Consider the following 17047-nt stretch of genomic DNA (forward strand, 5'->3'; position numbering starts at 1 on the left):
CCTTYGGCATCACCATATTCCAGAAATATTTTTCTCATTACCGGTATCGTATCGCCGAAGGTTTCCCCGTATTGAGCATGGCAGCTTAGGTTGAACCGGGAATGGTCATCCATCACCATCAAAGGATGGCAGCGTCTTTGGTTTTTCAAGGCGAAGTGACCGATGAAATCGGTTTGCCACATGTCGTTAGGAGCTTCTTTTTCGAAACGTGTATAAGGTGTAGCTGCCTGACTGGCGTCCGGTGTGATCAAGCCGTACCGATGAAAGATATTGTTAATGGTACGGACACAGGGAACGTTTGGAATACCTTGTCGTTTCAAAAGGGTATGGACAACTAAGGCACACGCGTCATAATTTTCTTTTCGTGTCTTGATGACCAGTGCTTCCATTTCAGGGGATGTGCGATTGGCACGGTGGTGAGGTTCTCGTGAAAGTTCTTCACAAGAAGAATTTTCACGATACCTCTTAATCCACTTGTCTCCTGTAGGACGACTGATTCCATATTCAAGACAAAGGGCTTTTTTGCTCTTCTCATGAGCAAGTACCCGTTCAACGAATTCTTTGCGTAACATAGCTTTGGTGACATTCCTTTCTTCCCATGGCATAAGAATCAACTCCTTCTTATGCCTAAAAGTATCACTTTTTTCAGTAGGGGGAAGACCCCTATTTATGTAAACTATGTTATTGCACATAACAACCGCCCACGGGCGTCCCCTACAAACTATAAACTCCGTTCTACAAACTACAAACTCCATACTACAAACTATAAAGTAAGAGGGGTCTTGCATGATGGCAAAAACCTTCGTGCGACAGCCCCCCACTTTCCTTAGAAATAGACCAGGGTGACGCCGGCACCGCCGCCTTCTACGTCGTCGAGCTGGTATTTCTTGACGAACGGCTGGTCGTCTAGGAAGGCGTGGATCTGACGGCGCAGGGCGCCGCTGCCCTTGCCGTGGATGATCTTGACCGGACTGAAGCCGGCAGCCAGGGCCTGGTCGAGGAAGCGTTCTACTTCCGGCAGGGCTTCGCTGAAGGTCTTGCCGATGATGTTCAATTCCGTGGCCACGCTGGACGTGCGGATAGGCCGGTACGACGAGGCGGCAGCGGCTTTCTTTTCGGCCTGTTGTTCTTTCTTCAATTCGTCCAGGTACGGCGCACTGACGTCTTTGAATTTGACCCGGACCGTCATGCCCCGGACGGAGACGGTCAGCTGTTTGCTGCCGATGTCTTCGACCGTGCCGACGCTGTCCAGGTTGTTGACGAAGACCTGCTGGCCGACTTTCAATTTCGACAGGTCGACAGGGTCGCGCTGGGGCTTTTCCGCTTCAGGCAGGGAAATCTGCTGGATAGCCCGGCGGGCCTTGTCGATGGCCTTGGCCTTTTCCCGGTCCGTCCCCTCCTTGGACTGGGCCTTCAGCTCGCGGATAATCTTTTCGGCTTCGACGCGGAGGTTGCGCTTGAGGTCGACGGCATCGCGGCGGCTGGCGTCGATGATATCCTGCCGCTTCGACGTGACCTTGTCCTTTTCTTTGCGCAAATCGTCTTCCAGTTTCCGCGCTTCGCGCAGGCGGTATTCCAGTTCCGCCTGTTCTTCGTCCATCTTTTTGGCCTGTGCATTGAGCTGGGTCAGGACTTTTTCCATATTCATGTCCTGAGCCTTGCTGCGCAGGTCTTTGGCTTTTTCCAGGATATCCTTGGGCATGCCCAGGCGTTCGCTGATGCTGAAGGCGTGGGAACTGCCGGCCGAGCCGATGCGCAGCTTGTACGTCGGCTTCAGCGTTTCCATATCGAACTCGACGTGGCCGTTTTCGATGCCCGGCGTATTATAGGCATAGTTCTTGAGGTCATTGTAATGGGTCGTGACCATGACATACGAGCCTTTCTGGTAAAAGGCATCGAGGATGGCAATGGCGATGGCACTGCCTTCGGCCGGGTCCGTACCGGAACCGAGTTCGTCTGCCAGGATGAGGTCTTCCGGCCCGCAGTGCTTGAGGATGTAGATGAGCTGCTTCATATGGCTGGAAAAGGTACTCAGGTTCTGGGAAATATCCTGTTCGTCGCCGATGTCGGAAAAGACGTCGCGGAAGACGGGCAGTTCCGACGATTCGCCGACTGGGATGAACAGGCCGGCCTGATGCATGAGGACCAAAAGGCCCAGGGTCTTCATGGAAACGGTCTTGCCACCCGTGTTGGAGCCCGTAATGAGCAGGATGCGGTAATCGCCGCCGATGACGATGGTATTGGGCACGACGTGCTTGGCGTCGATGAGGGGATGGCGGGCCTGGATAAGCCTGATTTCCCGCGTCTTGGAAATAGCCGGACGGCAGGCTTTCATCTTCAAGGCTAACTGGGCCTTGGCAAAGGCGAATTCCAGCTGACCGACACACTTCGTGCTGTCATACAAGTCATTGTACTGCTGCTGCACTTTGGCCGTCAGGCGGCGGAAAATGCGTTCGATTTCCTTCGTTTCGCCAATGCGGGCGGCCTGCAGGTCGTTGTTGGCATTGACGATGGCCAGCGGTTCGACATAGAGCGTCGAACCACTGGCCGACGTATCGTGGACGATGCCGGGAAAGGCATGGCGGTATTCCTGCTTGATGGGGATGACATAGCGGTTGTTGCGCACTGTGACCAGGGCATCCTGGAAATACTTCTGGTATTCCTTGTTCTGCAGGACATTATTGACATAGCGCTTGGTCTGCCGTTCCAGTTCGACGATACGGCTGCGCAGGCGCATCAATTCCGGCGACGCATTGTCGCGGATCTGGCGGTTGTTGTCAAAGACAGTGGCGAAAGAATGAGAAAGCTGGGAAAAATCGCCGATGACCTCAGCCTGTTCGGCCAGCTGGGGATACTCAGCCCCCCGTTCGGCGAAGAACGACCGGATTTCCCCATAATGCTGGAGGTTATTCCAGATATCGATACATTCATGGGAATCGAGGGTCACTTCGCGCTTGGCCTTTTCCAGGGACGGACGGATATCGACGATGCCGCCGAAGGGCGTACTCGTTTCCGTCTGCATGCAGCGGACGGCTTCTTCCGTATCGGTCAGGTTCTTTTCAATGACATCGCCATCGTTCACCGGTCTCAGGCGGCGGGCGATTTCTTTAGACAACCGGGACGGGGCCAGGCGGACCAGCAGGTTCTGGACCTGGTAGAATCCCAAAATCCTCATACTTCTTTTATTCATAAATGGCATTACTCCTGTTGTTATAAGATTCCGTGGAAGAAATGACCGCGCGTCACGGTCTGGTCTTCCCTGCCTAAGAGCATCGTTTCCGTACCGTCACAGAGGCGGCGGTACCGGCTGACCTGCTGGCCGATCCACTGCGGCGTGCGGCCGCGGCCTTCGATGCGGATGGCGGCGATGCCGGCGCGGCACAGGTCTTTATAGTACGGCGCCATATCCAGATCCCGGCTGTTGAGGATGTGGTTGCGGCAATACTGGTCGGTGACGACAGGGAACGTTTCGTCCCGGCGGTCCCGCAGGGCATAGGCACCGCGGTTGCAGACGCCCGGGCAGCCTTTCTTCTGGCCCTTGCCGGCAAAGGACGAAATGACGCAGGACTCAGTGACCATCATTTCGGCCCGGCCCTGGACGACGGCTTCGATGGGACAGCCGCTCTGGCGGACCATTTCTTTCAGCTGGCGCAGCGTCGCCTCGACAGACGCCGTAATGGCCGTACAGCCCAAGGACGCATAGGCCCGGGCCGCCTGGCTGTTAAAGATATTGAGGGACCAATCGGCCCGGACGGGCACGGTAATATTCAAGTCGGCTATCATGGCAAAGACCGCCATGGCACCGGCATAGATACCATCGACGCCGGCCGTGATGGCCCGTTCCAGTTCGTTCTGGACGACCAGCCGGTTCTCTTCGCGGACAATACGCGGCGTACCGGCCCACAGCGCCGCGCCCTGTTCATGAGCGGCCTGGACGGCGGCCTGCCAGGCCTTGGTGCCGAAGGGATGATGATGGTACGATTCGCCGCCAAAGATGATGACGTCGGCACCCTGGTCCGCGGCGGCGACGACGCCGTCGACACTGTCACAGCGGACGACGAGCTGCATGGCCTCCTTGTCCCCAGGCTGCCTGTCCGGAGCCTGCCGCTGCCGGGCCTTTCCGGCTGCCGGCCGCGGGTAATCCGCCAGGATGGCCTCGGTCAAAGCCTGAACGGCCTGACGGCGCAAGCCGTTCAGGACACTGGCCGGGATCATGCGCGTTTCATCCCACACGGTCACACTGGCCAGGGCAAAGGGCGTATCGCCCAGGCGGCCGAGCTGGCCCTGGACGTAATCGGCCGTTGCCGGCCGCTGGCGGGCCGGTTCAGGCTGGAAATCGGCTACGGCCGAGGCGGTATGGCCATTTTCATCCCACAAGGTCAGGCGCAGGTTCCCCTGGTCTTCCGTGTCGACATGGCCATAGATGGAAAGTTTCCGCGTCAATCCGCCGGCCATGTCATCAGCCGTCTGCCGCCCCGACGGATTGCGTTCGGTCAACGTGCGGCGGCTGACGGAATCTCCCAGGAAATCGGCCTGATAACTGCGGTTAAAGGCGCCTTCCAGGAGGGCTGCCGCTTCGTGATGGGCGGCCTTGCGCTGCTGCGGGCTCTGGTAATGGGCATCGATGACCCTGCGGTACGCCGAAACGACGGTCCGGACGTAGGTATCGCCCTTCATGCGGCCTTCGATTTTAAAGGACGTGACGCCGGCATCGAGCAAGTCGTCGATATAATCGAGGGATTTCAAATCCTTCAGGCTGAGGACATAGGCCTCGTGTTTCATGACAGGTTGGCCATCGCAGAGCAGCGTATAAGGCTGACGGCAGGGCTGGGCACAGGCACCGCGGTTGCCGCTGCGGCCGCCGAGGAAACTGCTCATCAGGCACTGGCCGGAATAGGCCATGCACGACGCGCCGTGGATGAAGACTTCAATGGGAATGGACGACTGAGAAGCGATGAAACGGATTTCCTGCGCCGACAATTCGCGGGACAAGACGGTCTGGGTGAAGCCATTGGCTTCAAGGAAACGGACGCCGTCCAAGTCGGCCACAGTCATCTGCGTACTGCCGTGGAGCGGCAGATCCGGTGCGACTTTCCGGGCCAAAGCGGCTACAGCCAGGTCCTGGACGATGATGCCATCGACGCCGAATGAGTCGAGGAGCTGCAAATAGGCCGACAACGCCTCTAATTCCGTGTCTGCCATAAGGATATTGACCGTGACATAGACTTTGACACCAAATAAATGAGCCGTCCGGACAGCCTGTCCGATTTCAGCATCGTCGAGATTATGAGCAAATTTGCGGGCATTGAAGCCTTTCCCGCCAAAATAAACGGCATCGGCACCGGCGTCAATGGCCGTGAGTACATTTTCTAAAGAGCCTGCCGGGGCTAATAATTCTGCCATGAAAATCCTCCTACTTTTAATAGTTTATAGCATAGAGTTTGTAGTTTGTAGAAATTGGGTTTTAAATTTTTGCCCTCACTACAAACTAAAAACTAAAAACTGCGAACTCAAAAAGCGCTATCGTCATACGGCAATTACGCTTTTACGATTTATGTGTCCCAGCCAACTGCTGATAAATACGAGTGAGCAGCTCCGCCGTGACGGCATATGGCGTCCGCTGGACACCGCCTGTCGGCAAGGTCAGGGTGACGAATTTTTCGATTTCTTCGTCGCTCAAATCGACGGTATCGCCCATGAGATCCTGCATAAGGGCCGCAAAATCGCCGGCACCGGACAGGCCCAGGATAGCCCAGACCTTTTCCGCCTTATCGGCCATCGTTTCTTCCATGAGCTTCATGTACGCCGGCAAGAGCAGGCCATTGGCCCGGCCATGGCTGAGTCCCTTATAATAGGTCAGCATATAACCCATGCTGTGGACCATGGTCGTCCCCGTCTGGGCAATGGTGATGCCTGCCAGGGTCGAGCCATAGAGCAGGTCTTCCCGGACGACAGGCGAAACGTCGCCTTTGAGGTCCGTCAAATGGACGCCGAGGAAACGCATGGCTTCTTCGGCCCAGACATCGCTCATGGGCGTCGACGCCGTGGACATATAGCCTTCGATGGCATGGGACAAGGCATCAATGGCCGTATCAATGGTGACGGCTTCGGGCACACTGTCCGTAAAGGCCGGGTCGGCAAAGGCATAGACCGGGAAAATGAGCGGCGTATTGATGGACTGCTTGGTCCCGGCCTTGGGATTGGTCAGGACGCTGACCTTGGTCACTTCACTGCCCGTCCCGGCCGTCGTCGGTACGGCGACGATGGGCAAGGGCTTGCGGTACGGGCCGGTAAACAACTGTTCATCATCCAGCTCCTGCTCCTGCGTGCAGACCAGGGCGATGGCCTTGGCCGCATCCATGGGCGAACCGCCGCCGATACCGATGACGAAATCGACGCCCTTTTCCAAGGCCAATGCAGCGGCCTTGCGGATCGTCGCTACAGACGGATTATTTTCGACCTCATCAAAAAGGAACCAGGAAATCCCCAATTCATCCAGCTTTTCCACAACAGCAGCCTGGGACCCATTCACCTTGGCCGAATGACGCCCCGTGACCAGCAGCGCCTTGCGTCCCAGATCAGCCAGCACTTCGCCGGACTGAGCGATACAGCCCTTTCCAAAAAACACCTTCGTCGGCATATAATACGTAAACATGCGGATTCCCCCTTTTTTAAGTTATCTTGAATTTATCATAAATACTAAGCTTACACTTAATAATAAAATTATCCATAGCATATATATTTTATCATGTTTATGGGCAAGAGAAAAGCAAGCAAGCGTGCCCAAAGGATGCAATCATCTCATTTGAACACGCCTGCGATATAAAGCATATAGAAATTTATCTCATCAAATCATTTTATCAACTTCAGTTAGCACTTCGTCCAAAATAGTCATCGCCTTTCGCAGCTGTTCTTCGGTGATAATCAACGGCGGTGCAACAATAATCATATTTTCATGAGAATATGTATAAAATCCTTTAGAAATCAATGTCTTAATAATTTTTGGCATAATTCCTTCCGGGTCTCGCCCAAAAGGTACCATCGGTTCTTTCGTTGTTTTATCTTTAACTAATTCTAAGGCAGACCAAAGACCAATATAGCGGACATCACCTATGCAAGCATGCTTAGCCTTCATCCCTTCTTCTATATCACCTAATATCTTTCCCATTTCGTTAACATGATCAAGAATATGGGTTTTATCATAATAATTCAAGCAGGCAATCCCTGCCGCACAAGCTAAAGGATGCCCACTATAAGTCAAACCACACGAAAGTACATGGTCATCAAAAAAGGCTGATATCTTTTTAGATACCGCGACCCCACCGAGCTGTACATATCCGCAAGTAATGCCCTTAGCAAAAGACACTATATCCGGTTTTACATTGAAATGTTCAAAGGCAAACATCTTACCCGTGCGGCACCATCCCGCCATGACTTCATCACAAATCATCATAATACCGAATTCATCACAGATTTTACGAACACCCTGCAAATAACCTTTAGGTGGAATAATAATGCCATTTGAACCAGTAATCGTTTCTAAGATAATAGCTGCAATGGTATCAGGATTTTCATAAATAACCTGTTCCCGCAATTTAGTCATATAAAACTTTGTCGCTTCTTCTTCACTATCAAAGGAGACGGCTTCCCGATACAAATAGGGATCAAAAAATTTGATGAAGCCTGGGATGCCTGGTTCAACAGCATACCGCCGTGGTTCGCCTGAGACATTCCCCGCACCAAATGATGAGCCATGATAACTGCGATATCGGCTCATGATTTTATAACGCCCCGTATATAGCCGGGCAATTTTCACAGCATTTTCATTGGCATCAGCGCCCCCATTCGTAAAGAAAACCTTTCCCATATTATCCGGCATCCGATCAATGACCATCTTAGCTAACTTAGCCCGTGGTTCCACGGCAAAAGCAGGAGATAAAAAGCAAAATTTATCTGCCTGTTCTTTTATAGCCTGAATAATATCCTGATTTCCATGCCCCACATTGGAATTAACTAATTCAGAAGACATATCCATGTATTGCTTTCCATCAGCGTCCCATAAATAAATACCATCCGCTTTGGTAATGACTAACGGGTCTAAATTTCCCTGTTTTGCCCAAGAATGAAGATTATATGCTAAATCCATTTCTTTAATTTCTGCACCTGTCATCATAAGCATCTCCTTCTCATCTTCTGATATAAAACAAAAAAGCAACGATTCTCTATTCTAAGAGCCTCATTGCTTTCTTTTGTTGTGCTTATTATATACTGTCGAAACAAGAGCTTCAATGCGCAAAATCATCAACATTTTTGTATGTTTGCACAAAATACTCATAACAATCTGCGAATTTTAAACGCCATCAAAATCGCCAATTTATCTTCTTCGTTATTAATAGAAATTCCCAATATTTGTTCTATTTTATTAAATTTATAGAGAATTGTATTTCGATGTACAACCTCATGATCAGCCGTCTTTTTAATGCTGCACTCATGCTCCAGATAATAGTACAAAGTTTCCATTAAATTAGACGTATGAGACTTATCATAATCTTCCAGAGGTCCTAATGTATCTTCATAGAATTGTTTTATTACCGTTTTGGGAGTTCCATTCAACAATAGCTTATAAACGCCCATTTTTTCATAATAAACAACAGACTGTTCCTCTCTTTCTGCTAATATATTAATAGCCGAAGCTTGGTGATAGCTGAGCGATAAATCAGCGATTTTTCGGACTACGCTTCCTACACTAATAAAAATCTGAAGGTGTTTTTCTGCTAGATAATTAAAGATTTGCATGGCTATTGATTCATCATCATTCAAATTCTTTCCACTTTGAATAACAACAATATCTGCATGATAAGCAAAAGCAACAATCTGACTATTCCAAATTTTTAAAAAAGCTAAAATTTCTTCATTGTTATCTAAATTTTCACTACGTATGACGATAGCACGAAATTCCCCCGTAATGCTGAATCCATTGTTTTCCAAAATAGCACAGGCATTTTGGCATTGCCCAGGAAACAATAAAATTTCTTGAAGAGCATCTATAATACTTTGCTTCTTCTTTTCATCGTCAATCATAAATCGGCACATATACCGAGTAACATCTACTAAATGGACTTCCCAGGGAATCGTAAATAAGGGCAGCTTGTGTTCATTACAAAAATCAATAACTGTAGAAGGTACACGTTTGATATATGGACCTATATTGACAACGATACCTGCACATTGACAATGAAGTAATTTTTTTACATATTCTTGCAGCCATACATCTCCATCGCAACTAATTCCCGTTAAAAAGACAAGTTCCCCACCACGTAGAAAGGAAGCGGGCTGTATCCCTTCAATCATATGAATCCATTCTACCGTGCGATTCATCCCTGCTTCACCTGCAAGGATTTTCATTCCATACAGATTTTCACTTTTCTTATACAAATAATCGACAGTAACAGTCATAATTCCACTTCCTTATAGAAATACAGAAAAACAGGAGATTTATATTATGAGAATAATATAAATCTCCCATGACAGCAATACATATTCTAAAAAATCATCATATATTTAACTCATAGTTACGGCTGAATTTTAGTAACAAAGCTCTGTTTTCCTTCTTTGAACGTAAGAATGACAGCCGATTTGACAGGGTCATGATTTTCATCATACGTAATAGTCCCTGTAACAGCCTTCAAATTGCTGATCTTAGCCAAAGCATCTTTTACCTTGTCCGCGTCCAGGCTGTTGGCATCCTTAATAGCTTTAGCCAGAATCATGACGCTATCGTAAGCCAGTGCAGCCGGGGCATCCGGTTTAACATTATAGGCTTTCTGATAATTGGCAACAAATGTCTTGACTTCATCAGATGTATCATCAGCAGAATAGTGATTGCCAAAATAGCAGTTATTGAGATTATCGGCACCGGCAATTTCAATCAATTTGGCACTATCCCAGCCATCACCGCCGACAATCGGCTGGGTGATACCCAGTTCGCGGGCCTGTTTTACGATCATTCCGACTTCCTGATAGTAGCCGGGGACGAATATAATATCCGGGTTAGCTGCCTTTATTTTTGTAAGTGCGGCTTTAAAGTCCGTATCTTTCTGGAGATAGGCTTCTTCAGATACAACTTGTCCACCTTTGGCTCCAAATTCATCGACGAAGAATTTCTGAAGCCCTTTGGCATAGTCGCTTGAATTATCCACATAAATTGCTGCTGTTTTAGCTTTAAGGTTGGTTACGGCAAAATCAGCCATGACCTTGCCCTGAAATGTATCGATAAAAGCGGTCCGGAACACGTAAGGATGGACCTGTTTGCTTGACGGATCTACGGTAATATCCGGATTCGTGCCATAAGGAGTAATCATAGGGATTTTTTCCTTATCCGCTGTATTGACACAGGCCAGGCTGCCACTCGATGTATCCGGTCCAATGATGAATTTTACATCACTGTCCAGAAGTTTCTGCATGGCATTGGCTGCTTCTGTTGCTTCACTGCGGTTGTCAGCTGTCACAATTTCTATTTTCTTGCCTAAAAGGCCTCCCTGGTCATTGATTTCCTTTACCGCCATTTCCATGCCATTTTTGGCAGAAGCCCCATAGGAAGCACTGTTCCCGGTTAATTCAAAGTTGCCGCCGATTTTAATTGTATCGCTGTCGGCACTGCCACCACTACAACCGGTCAGGGATACGGCCAAAGACATTACTGCCAATGCCGTAATGATACATTTTCTTATGGATTTTCCTGTCATACTAATTCCTCCTCTGTTGCCTGGCTAATCAGCCACCTAAATACGCCTTGCGGATTTCTTCACTTGCAATCAGCTTTTGAGCCTCTCCTTTCAAATAGATAGTACCTGTTTCCAACACATAAGAGTAGTCGGAAATCGCTAGGGCCATGCGAGCATTTTGTTCAACCAAAAGGACCGTGGTCCCCAATTTATGTATTTCTTCAATAATATTGAATATCTCTTTTACCAATATCGGCGCCAAGCCCATGGACGGCTCATCGAGAAGCAGCAGCTTGGGCTTGCTCATCAAGGCCCGTCCCATGGCTAGCATCTGTTGTTCTCCACCTGATAATGTACCTGCCATTTGCTTCATTCGTTCTTTAAGGCGGGGAAAATGTTGATACACAATCTCAAGAGACTCAGCAATCTCTTTTTTATCCTTCCGGGTAAAGGCTCCCATTTCCAGGTTTTCCTGTACAGACATATTGGCGAAAACCCTTCTTCCTTCAGGACAATGGGAAATCCCGTCGCGCACGATATATTCTGCACTTTTCTTGGTAATCGGTTCGCCCATGAAATCAATGGAGCCTGTTTTTGAACGGAGCAATCCTGAAATGGTGCGGAGCGTCGTTGTTTTTCCTGCCCCATTTGCCCCTATCAAACTGACTATCTGCCCTTCTTCAACAGATAAAGACATATCCCTGATAGCATGGATGGATCCATAATACACATTGATGTCTTTTAGTTCCAACATACTCATGCTGACTACACCTCTTCCCCCAAATAAGCTTTAATGACTTCTGCATTGGACCTAATTTCATCGGGAATCCCTTCAGCCAGGATTTTTCCGAATTCCAATACATAAATCCGTTCGCAAATTCCCATGACCAGAGCCATATCGTGTTCAATCAGAAGAATTGTCAAATGGAATTTTTCCCGGATCCACTCAATCATTTTCATTAAATCTTGGGTTTCCTGCGGATTCATTCCGGCTGCCGGTTCATCAAGGAGTAGCAATTTGGGCTTAGCTGCCAGAGCTCTGGCAATTTCAAGATGGCGCTGTTTACCATAGGGAAGATTTTTTGCCAGCTCATCTTTTTTATCTGCCAGATTAAATATCTTCAAAATATCCAAAGATTCCTGTTCCACCTGCTTTTCTTCTTTGCCATACCGCCCGATACGCAAGATAGTTTCAGCCAGATTGTACTTCACGCGGTAGTTAAAAGCAATCTTGACATTGTCCAGGACGCTCAGATTGTCAAAGAGGCGGATATTCTGAAAGGTCCGTGCAACGCCGTGCTGGGTAATCGTATGAGGCTTCATGCCAACGAGATTGACGCCATCTAACAGGATGCTGCCTGTCGTCGGCTGATATACACCGGTCAAGAGGTTAAAAGCTGTCGTCTTGCCGGCGCCATTAGGACCAATGAGCCCGATCAGTTCACCTTCGTTCAAATAGATATCGAAATTCTGAACGGCTTTGATTCCCCCGAAGGATTTGGAAAGATTATTTGTTTTCAACAACTGCGCCATCTTTTTCACCTCTTTTGTGCCATTTCCCCCAAATGAGAGCTGCAACTTCATGACTGCCAAATATACCATTCGGCCGGTAAAGCATAAGTACAATTAAAAGCAAAGCATAGACAATCATCCGGTATTCCGGATAACTCTGCATAGCCGCCGTGATGAACGTTAAAATCACAGCGCCTACAATAGATCCAGAAATACTTCCCAGGCCGCCGAGTACAACCATGGTCATGATGTCAAAAGACCGCATGAAGGTAAAGCTCGATGGATGGGCAATCCCGAAATAGTGGGAAAACAGAGCCCCTGCCAGACCGGCGAATATAGAGGCAACAGTAAAGGCAAACACTTTTGTTTTGGTAATATTGATGCCCATGGCTTCAGCAGCTATGGAATTTTCCCGTACAGCCAGGCAGGCACGGCCTTTGTTGGAATGGAGAATATTTTTAATCACGAATAAGGTGATGATCATGCTGAAGAACAACCATGAAAATGTTGTTTCATTAGGAATGCCCGACAACCCTGATGCACCGCCAACCTGGGGAATATTCAGGATGCAGATGCGGATAATTTCGCCCATTCCCAATGTAGCAATGGCCAGATAATCGCCTTCCAGTCGTAGTGTCGGCACGCCAATCAAGAATCCCAGGAGACCGGCTGCCCCGGCGCCAGCTATAAGGCTGACGATGAAGGGGGTGTGTAGGAAAATGGTAAACACTGCAGATACGTAAGCACCAATGGCCATGAGCCGGCATGTCCCAGGGAAAATTGTCCCGTAACACCATTAATGAGGTTCAAGCTGGATGCTAAAATGATGTTCAGACAGATAACCGTAATATTAAGCCTCCAAAATGAGGATAAAATCCGTTCTGACATGAGAAACTGAAAAACAACGAATACGACGATTGAAATAGCTAGAAACAGTGCATCTTCTTTTCTTAACTGCTTTATCATCTGGGTCACCTACACTTTCTCATGTTCGTTCTTGCCTAAAAGACCAGTAGGTTTAATCAGCAAAATAATAATCAAGATGGCAAAAGCTGCAGCATCTCTAAAGGTAGAAGAAATGAAACCGCTGACCATGGCTTCTACAATCCCCAGGATGATACCGCCTGTCATGGCCCCGGGAATAATGCCGATGCCACCTAATACAGCGGCAATGAAAGCTTTCATTCCAGGCATGATACCCATGAGCGGTTCAATGGAATTATAGTAAATGCCAACGAGCACACCGGCAGCCCCGGCCAAGCTGGAACCCATGAAGAACGTAAAGGAAATGGTTTTATCTACATTGATTCCCATAAGTTGTGCTGCATCGGGATCATAAGAAACAGCCCGCATGGCTTTTCCCATTTTTGTATAATTGACAACGTAGGTCAGTACAATCATCAGTACAATAGCAGTTACGAGAATGATGATTTGCTGTAATGAAATGACAATGCCACCCCAATTATAAATTGTATTATTAATCAACTGAGGAAATGTTCTCGGCTGAGGGGATAAAATCAACATTGTCGTATATTCCAGGAAAAGGCTTACGCCAATGGCGGTAGTTAAAATAGCTATCTTAGGGCTGTGCCGCAAGGGCTTGTAGGCAAGGCGTTCCACAACTATACCTAAAACCCCGGTTACTGCCATGGCACAGATAATGCAGGCAATAAAGGGCAGGTCCGTTGCCGTCGCGGCAAAGAACCCGGCGTAGGCACCAACCATATAAATATCACCATGAGCAAAGTTTATCAGCTTCATAATGCCGTAAACCATCGTGTAGCCCAAAGCAATCAAAGCATATATGCTTCCCAATGAGATGCCATTGACCAACTGCTGCCCAAACTGCAAAACGAAAATTCCATCCATCATAACCGCCTCCTTTTAATACTCTCTTTTTAATACTCTCTTTTTAAAGCAGCTGATCACTGATGGTATAACCTTCATCTATATTAGTAATAAAAATCCGGCCATCACCAGGATTGCCCCGTTCATTTAGACGAGATGCATGAATAATTGTCATAAGCACTTCCGTCTTATGTTCATCGTGAACGACGATATACAACATTTCTTTAGGCAGTTCATCATATTGAACTCCTTCGATTTTAACGCCGCGCTGCTTGCCACGTCCCATGACATGCCAATGAGTTAACCCATAATACCCTTTTTCAGCCAGCTTTTCTTTTACGATTTGTAATCGTTCCCGCCGTATAATCGCTTTTATTTCAATCATGGTTTCCACCTCCTAATCAAAATAAAAAAAGACAATGAAATCATCTCTTGACTTCATTGTCCTTTAATATAATTAAATATACTAATATCTAATATATTTAATTATATTTCTTTCGTTTGATAGGTAAAGTATAAAACGTATAACCTATGATTTCAATATATAAACGGCCCATTTTTTTTATATATTTGCACAAAACGAGCCATTTAGTCTTCAGGCAAAAAAAGAAAACCGCATGAACACTTAGTTCATGCGGTTTATCGGTTGCATAGGTTTGACGAAAATATCTTGGAAAAATATTAACGTTTCGAGAACTGGGAAGCTTTACGAGCTTTCTTGAGGCCGTATTTACGGCGTTCTTTTTCACGCGGGTCGCGTGTGAGGAAACCAGCTTTTTTGAGAGCCTGACGGAAATCGCCGTCGACTTCCAAAAGGGCACGGCTGATGCCGTGACGGATTGCGCCGGCCTGGCCGGACGGGCCGCCACCTTTAACGTCAGCGATGACGTCGTACTGTTCAGTTACGCCTGTGAGTACGAGCGGCTGTTTAATAACCAATTCCAGTGTTTTACGACCGAAATATTCGTTCAATTCTTTTTTGTTGACTGTGATTTTACCCTGACCCGGAACCAGACGAACTCTAGCAACGGATGTCTTTCTACGGCCAGTGCCGTAGTACTGTGCTACTGCCATGAAATCTTCCTCCCGGTATTAATTAGCGAATGTTTAACTTCAAAACTTCAGGTTTCTGAGCCTGATGCGGATGTTCAGCACCTGCATAAACGTTCAGTTTGCGGTACATCTGTTCACCCAATTTATTTTTCGGGAGCATACCGCGAACTGCCATTTCAACAACGCGTTCCGGACGTGCTTCGAGCATGTGGCCGGCCTGAGTGAATTTAGCTCCACCGGGATAACCGGAATGATGGAAATAGGTTTTCTGGATTAATTTTTTACCTGTTAATTTAACCTTTGCTGCGTTTACTACGATTACATAATCGCCTGTATCAACATGCGGGGTAAAAGTAGGTTTATGTTTTCCCCGAAGAACTTTAGCTACTTCGGCAGCAAGACGGCCTAATGTCTGGCCTTCAGCATCAACAACAAACCATTTGCGTTCGATGTTGCCTGCATTGGCCATAAATGTAGTTTTCATGCTGTGTGATTCCTCCCTGAATTTAACTAACTGACCAAGCTTTTGGTGCTCTTTCTCCGGGGCTAATGGAGTCCAAGTGAAAAGCTTACTTATTTATTTTACAGATTTAGACAGACCTTGTCAAGCTTTTTTTCTTCTAAAATAAGGCATCTCTTCAATCAACCATCAGCACAAAAAAATGCCCCAGCCGGGGCTATGTAGGGGACGTCCCGACCCAGGGCGTTCCGCCACTGCTGTCCGTTTTGGCACCCATCCTGCGCCTTCGCTAGTCGGCACCCGACGGGCCAAAAAGGCCGCCGCGAATCCTATACACAATATTATATATATAATATTGTCTCAGATAAAAAGAAAAAGGTAGTGCTCGCATTACAAAAAGCTGGTATAATTGAACTAGCAAGTAGTAGTGTACGGGGCGCACGCCTTGATTGAGGAAGATCACGGTTCAAATCCGGGCAACTTGCTAAAGCAGAGTCAGAAATGGCCCTGCTTTTTTTTCATTTTGAGGCAGACAAAATGAAAAAGCCTTCTAAAAAAGCGATAGGCCATTAAATTTTTTCAAATCTAGCGCTACCTGTTATGCTCTTTGCTTCAGATGTGGCAAATGTACCTTGTATAACGTCAGAAGCAATACAGACACGAATATTACTGCCTGTAAGAGAAAGACTTCAATTAAAACAAGAGAACAGTCTATCCTATGAATCGTTATTTTTACGATAGAATTTCAATCCATATCCATATGACTCAAAAATATTCACCATATCAATAAATCGAATAGATCCATTATTTATACGCTGACCTAATGCACTGCCAGTTATACCAATTTTAGCAGCTACATCGATATTTTTTATGTTATTATCTATCAAAAAAAGCCATCCATATTTTTTTAAGTTGCTTCTTATCCATACGAACCCCCCTTCCTTGTATATATCGTAACATGCTAAAACTATCCCAGCTCGCACGGAAAAAGCCTAAATTGGTGTAAAATATAGGATTCCCCAGCTAGAGCCACTGGTTGTTATTGTTGTTGCTTTTATGTGCATCAATATATTTCTTAATCTACGAACGAATAAGGGCCGAACGATTGATGCTAAATCGTTCAGTTATCTCTTGAAATGCACTTAGCATATCATCATCAATGCGAATCTGTAATATTTTTGTTTTATCTTTTGTTGCCATAAATAATTTCCCCTTCTCCCCATAATCCTATAATATAGTTAAAATAAGGAAAGATAAGGGAGTGTAAAATAGTTTGTGTAAATCGGTATTGCATGAATCTACTTTATGCCCCATACTGGGGTAAACAAAGATAAGGACGGTAACAGAATGGCAAAGTGTAAAACTCCACCAACTACCCCAGGCGAGCAGATTGCTCAGCAAATCCTCAACRACTACGACATCAAGAGCGCGGAAGACGTACMKGACGTCC

At 47.2% G+C, this 17047-nt stretch carries 16 protein-coding genes; all 16 read right to left on the bottom strand.

The features are described from left to right. Positions 1–605: helix-turn-helix domain-containing protein (locus tag NM10_RS09345; RefSeq protein ID WP_020311335.1), on the bottom strand; the 605-nt coding region annotated here is incomplete at its 3' end. A 221-nt stretch (positions 606–826) separates the two neighbouring features. Next, the gene (locus NM10_RS09350) at positions 827–3190 is read right to left on the bottom strand and encodes an endonuclease MutS2 (protein ID WP_036201013.1); all 2364 of its coding nucleotides are present in this window, start codon (positions 3188–3190) and stop codon (positions 827–829) included. A gap of 20 nt (positions 3191–3210) precedes the next feature. Then, entirely contained in the window at positions 3211–5403 is a 2193-nt protein-coding gene (locus NM10_RS09355; RefSeq protein ID WP_020311337.1) for a DUF3656 domain-containing U32 family peptidase, read from the bottom strand. A 142-nt stretch (positions 5404–5545) separates the two neighbouring features. Beyond that, a complete protein-coding gene (locus NM10_RS09360) occupies positions 5546–6655 on the bottom strand; it encodes an iron-containing alcohol dehydrogenase family protein (RefSeq protein ID WP_020311338.1) in 1110 nt (369 codons plus the stop codon). Positions 6656–6847: 192 nt separating this feature from the next. Next, positions 6848–8173, bottom strand: coding sequence for an aminotransferase class III-fold pyridoxal phosphate-dependent enzyme (locus NM10_RS09365; protein ID WP_020311339.1), 1326 nt, complete (start codon positions 8171–8173; stop codon positions 6848–6850). Positions 8174–8331: 158 nt separating this feature from the next. Further along, positions 8332–9456 (bottom strand): PucR family transcriptional regulator, encoded by a 1125-nt coding sequence (locus tag NM10_RS09370; RefSeq protein WP_020311340.1) that lies wholly within the window; start codon positions 9454–9456, stop codon positions 8332–8334. 116 nt (positions 9457–9572) lie between these two features. Continuing rightward, positions 9573–10745 carry an ABC transporter substrate-binding protein gene (locus NM10_RS09375; RefSeq protein ID WP_020311341.1) on the bottom strand — a complete coding sequence of 391 codons (1173 nt, stop codon included), beginning with the start codon at positions 10743–10745 and terminating at the stop codon, positions 9573–9575. Between the two features lie 28 nt (positions 10746–10773). Next, complete coding sequence (locus tag NM10_RS09380) at positions 10774–11478, bottom strand: ABC transporter ATP-binding protein (protein ID WP_192813563.1); 705 nt, start codon at positions 11476–11478, stop codon at positions 10774–10776. An 11-nt stretch (positions 11479–11489) separates the two neighbouring features. Next, the gene (locus NM10_RS09385; RefSeq protein ID WP_020311343.1) at positions 11490–12257 is read right to left on the bottom strand and encodes an ABC transporter ATP-binding protein; all 768 of its coding nucleotides are present in this window, start codon (positions 12255–12257) and stop codon (positions 11490–11492) included. Beyond that, positions 12232–12993, bottom strand: a complete 762-nt coding sequence (locus NM10_RS09390; RefSeq protein WP_020311344.1) for a branched-chain amino acid ABC transporter permease — start codon at positions 12991–12993, stop codon at positions 12232–12234. The genes NM10_RS09385 and NM10_RS09390 overlap by 26 nt, the downstream gene beginning before the upstream one ends. A gap of 218 nt (positions 12994–13211) precedes the next feature. Beyond that, positions 13212–14108 (bottom strand): branched-chain amino acid ABC transporter permease, encoded by an 897-nt coding sequence (locus NM10_RS09395; RefSeq protein WP_239639694.1) that lies wholly within the window; start codon positions 14106–14108, stop codon positions 13212–13214. A gap of 40 nt (positions 14109–14148) precedes the next feature. After that, entirely contained in the window at positions 14149–14469 is a 321-nt protein-coding gene (locus NM10_RS09400; protein WP_020311346.1) for a P-II family nitrogen regulator, read from the bottom strand. A 296-nt stretch (positions 14470–14765) separates the two neighbouring features. Next, positions 14766–15158, bottom strand: coding sequence for a 30S ribosomal protein S9 (rpsI, locus tag NM10_RS09405; protein ID WP_020311347.1), 393 nt, complete (start codon positions 15156–15158; stop codon positions 14766–14768). A gap of 22 nt (positions 15159–15180) precedes the next feature. Next, entirely contained in the window at positions 15181–15621 is a 441-nt protein-coding gene (gene rplM / locus NM10_RS09410) for a 50S ribosomal protein L13 (protein WP_020311348.1), read from the bottom strand. Between the two features lie 692 nt (positions 15622–16313). After that, entirely contained in the window at positions 16314–16484 is a 171-nt protein-coding gene (locus tag NM10_RS14060; RefSeq protein WP_192813562.1) for a hypothetical protein, read from the bottom strand. A gap of 193 nt (positions 16485–16677) precedes the next feature. Further along, positions 16678–16797 carry a ribbon-helix-helix protein, CopG family gene (locus NM10_RS13835; protein ID WP_147675870.1) on the bottom strand — a complete coding sequence of 40 codons (120 nt, stop codon included), beginning with the start codon at positions 16795–16797 and terminating at the stop codon, positions 16678–16680. Positions 16798–17047 lie beyond the last annotated feature (250 nt).

Source organism: Megasphaera sp. NM10, assembly GCF_000417505.1.
GTDB classification, from domain to species: Bacteria; Bacillota; Negativicutes; order Veillonellales; family Megasphaeraceae; genus Megasphaera; species Megasphaera intestinihominis.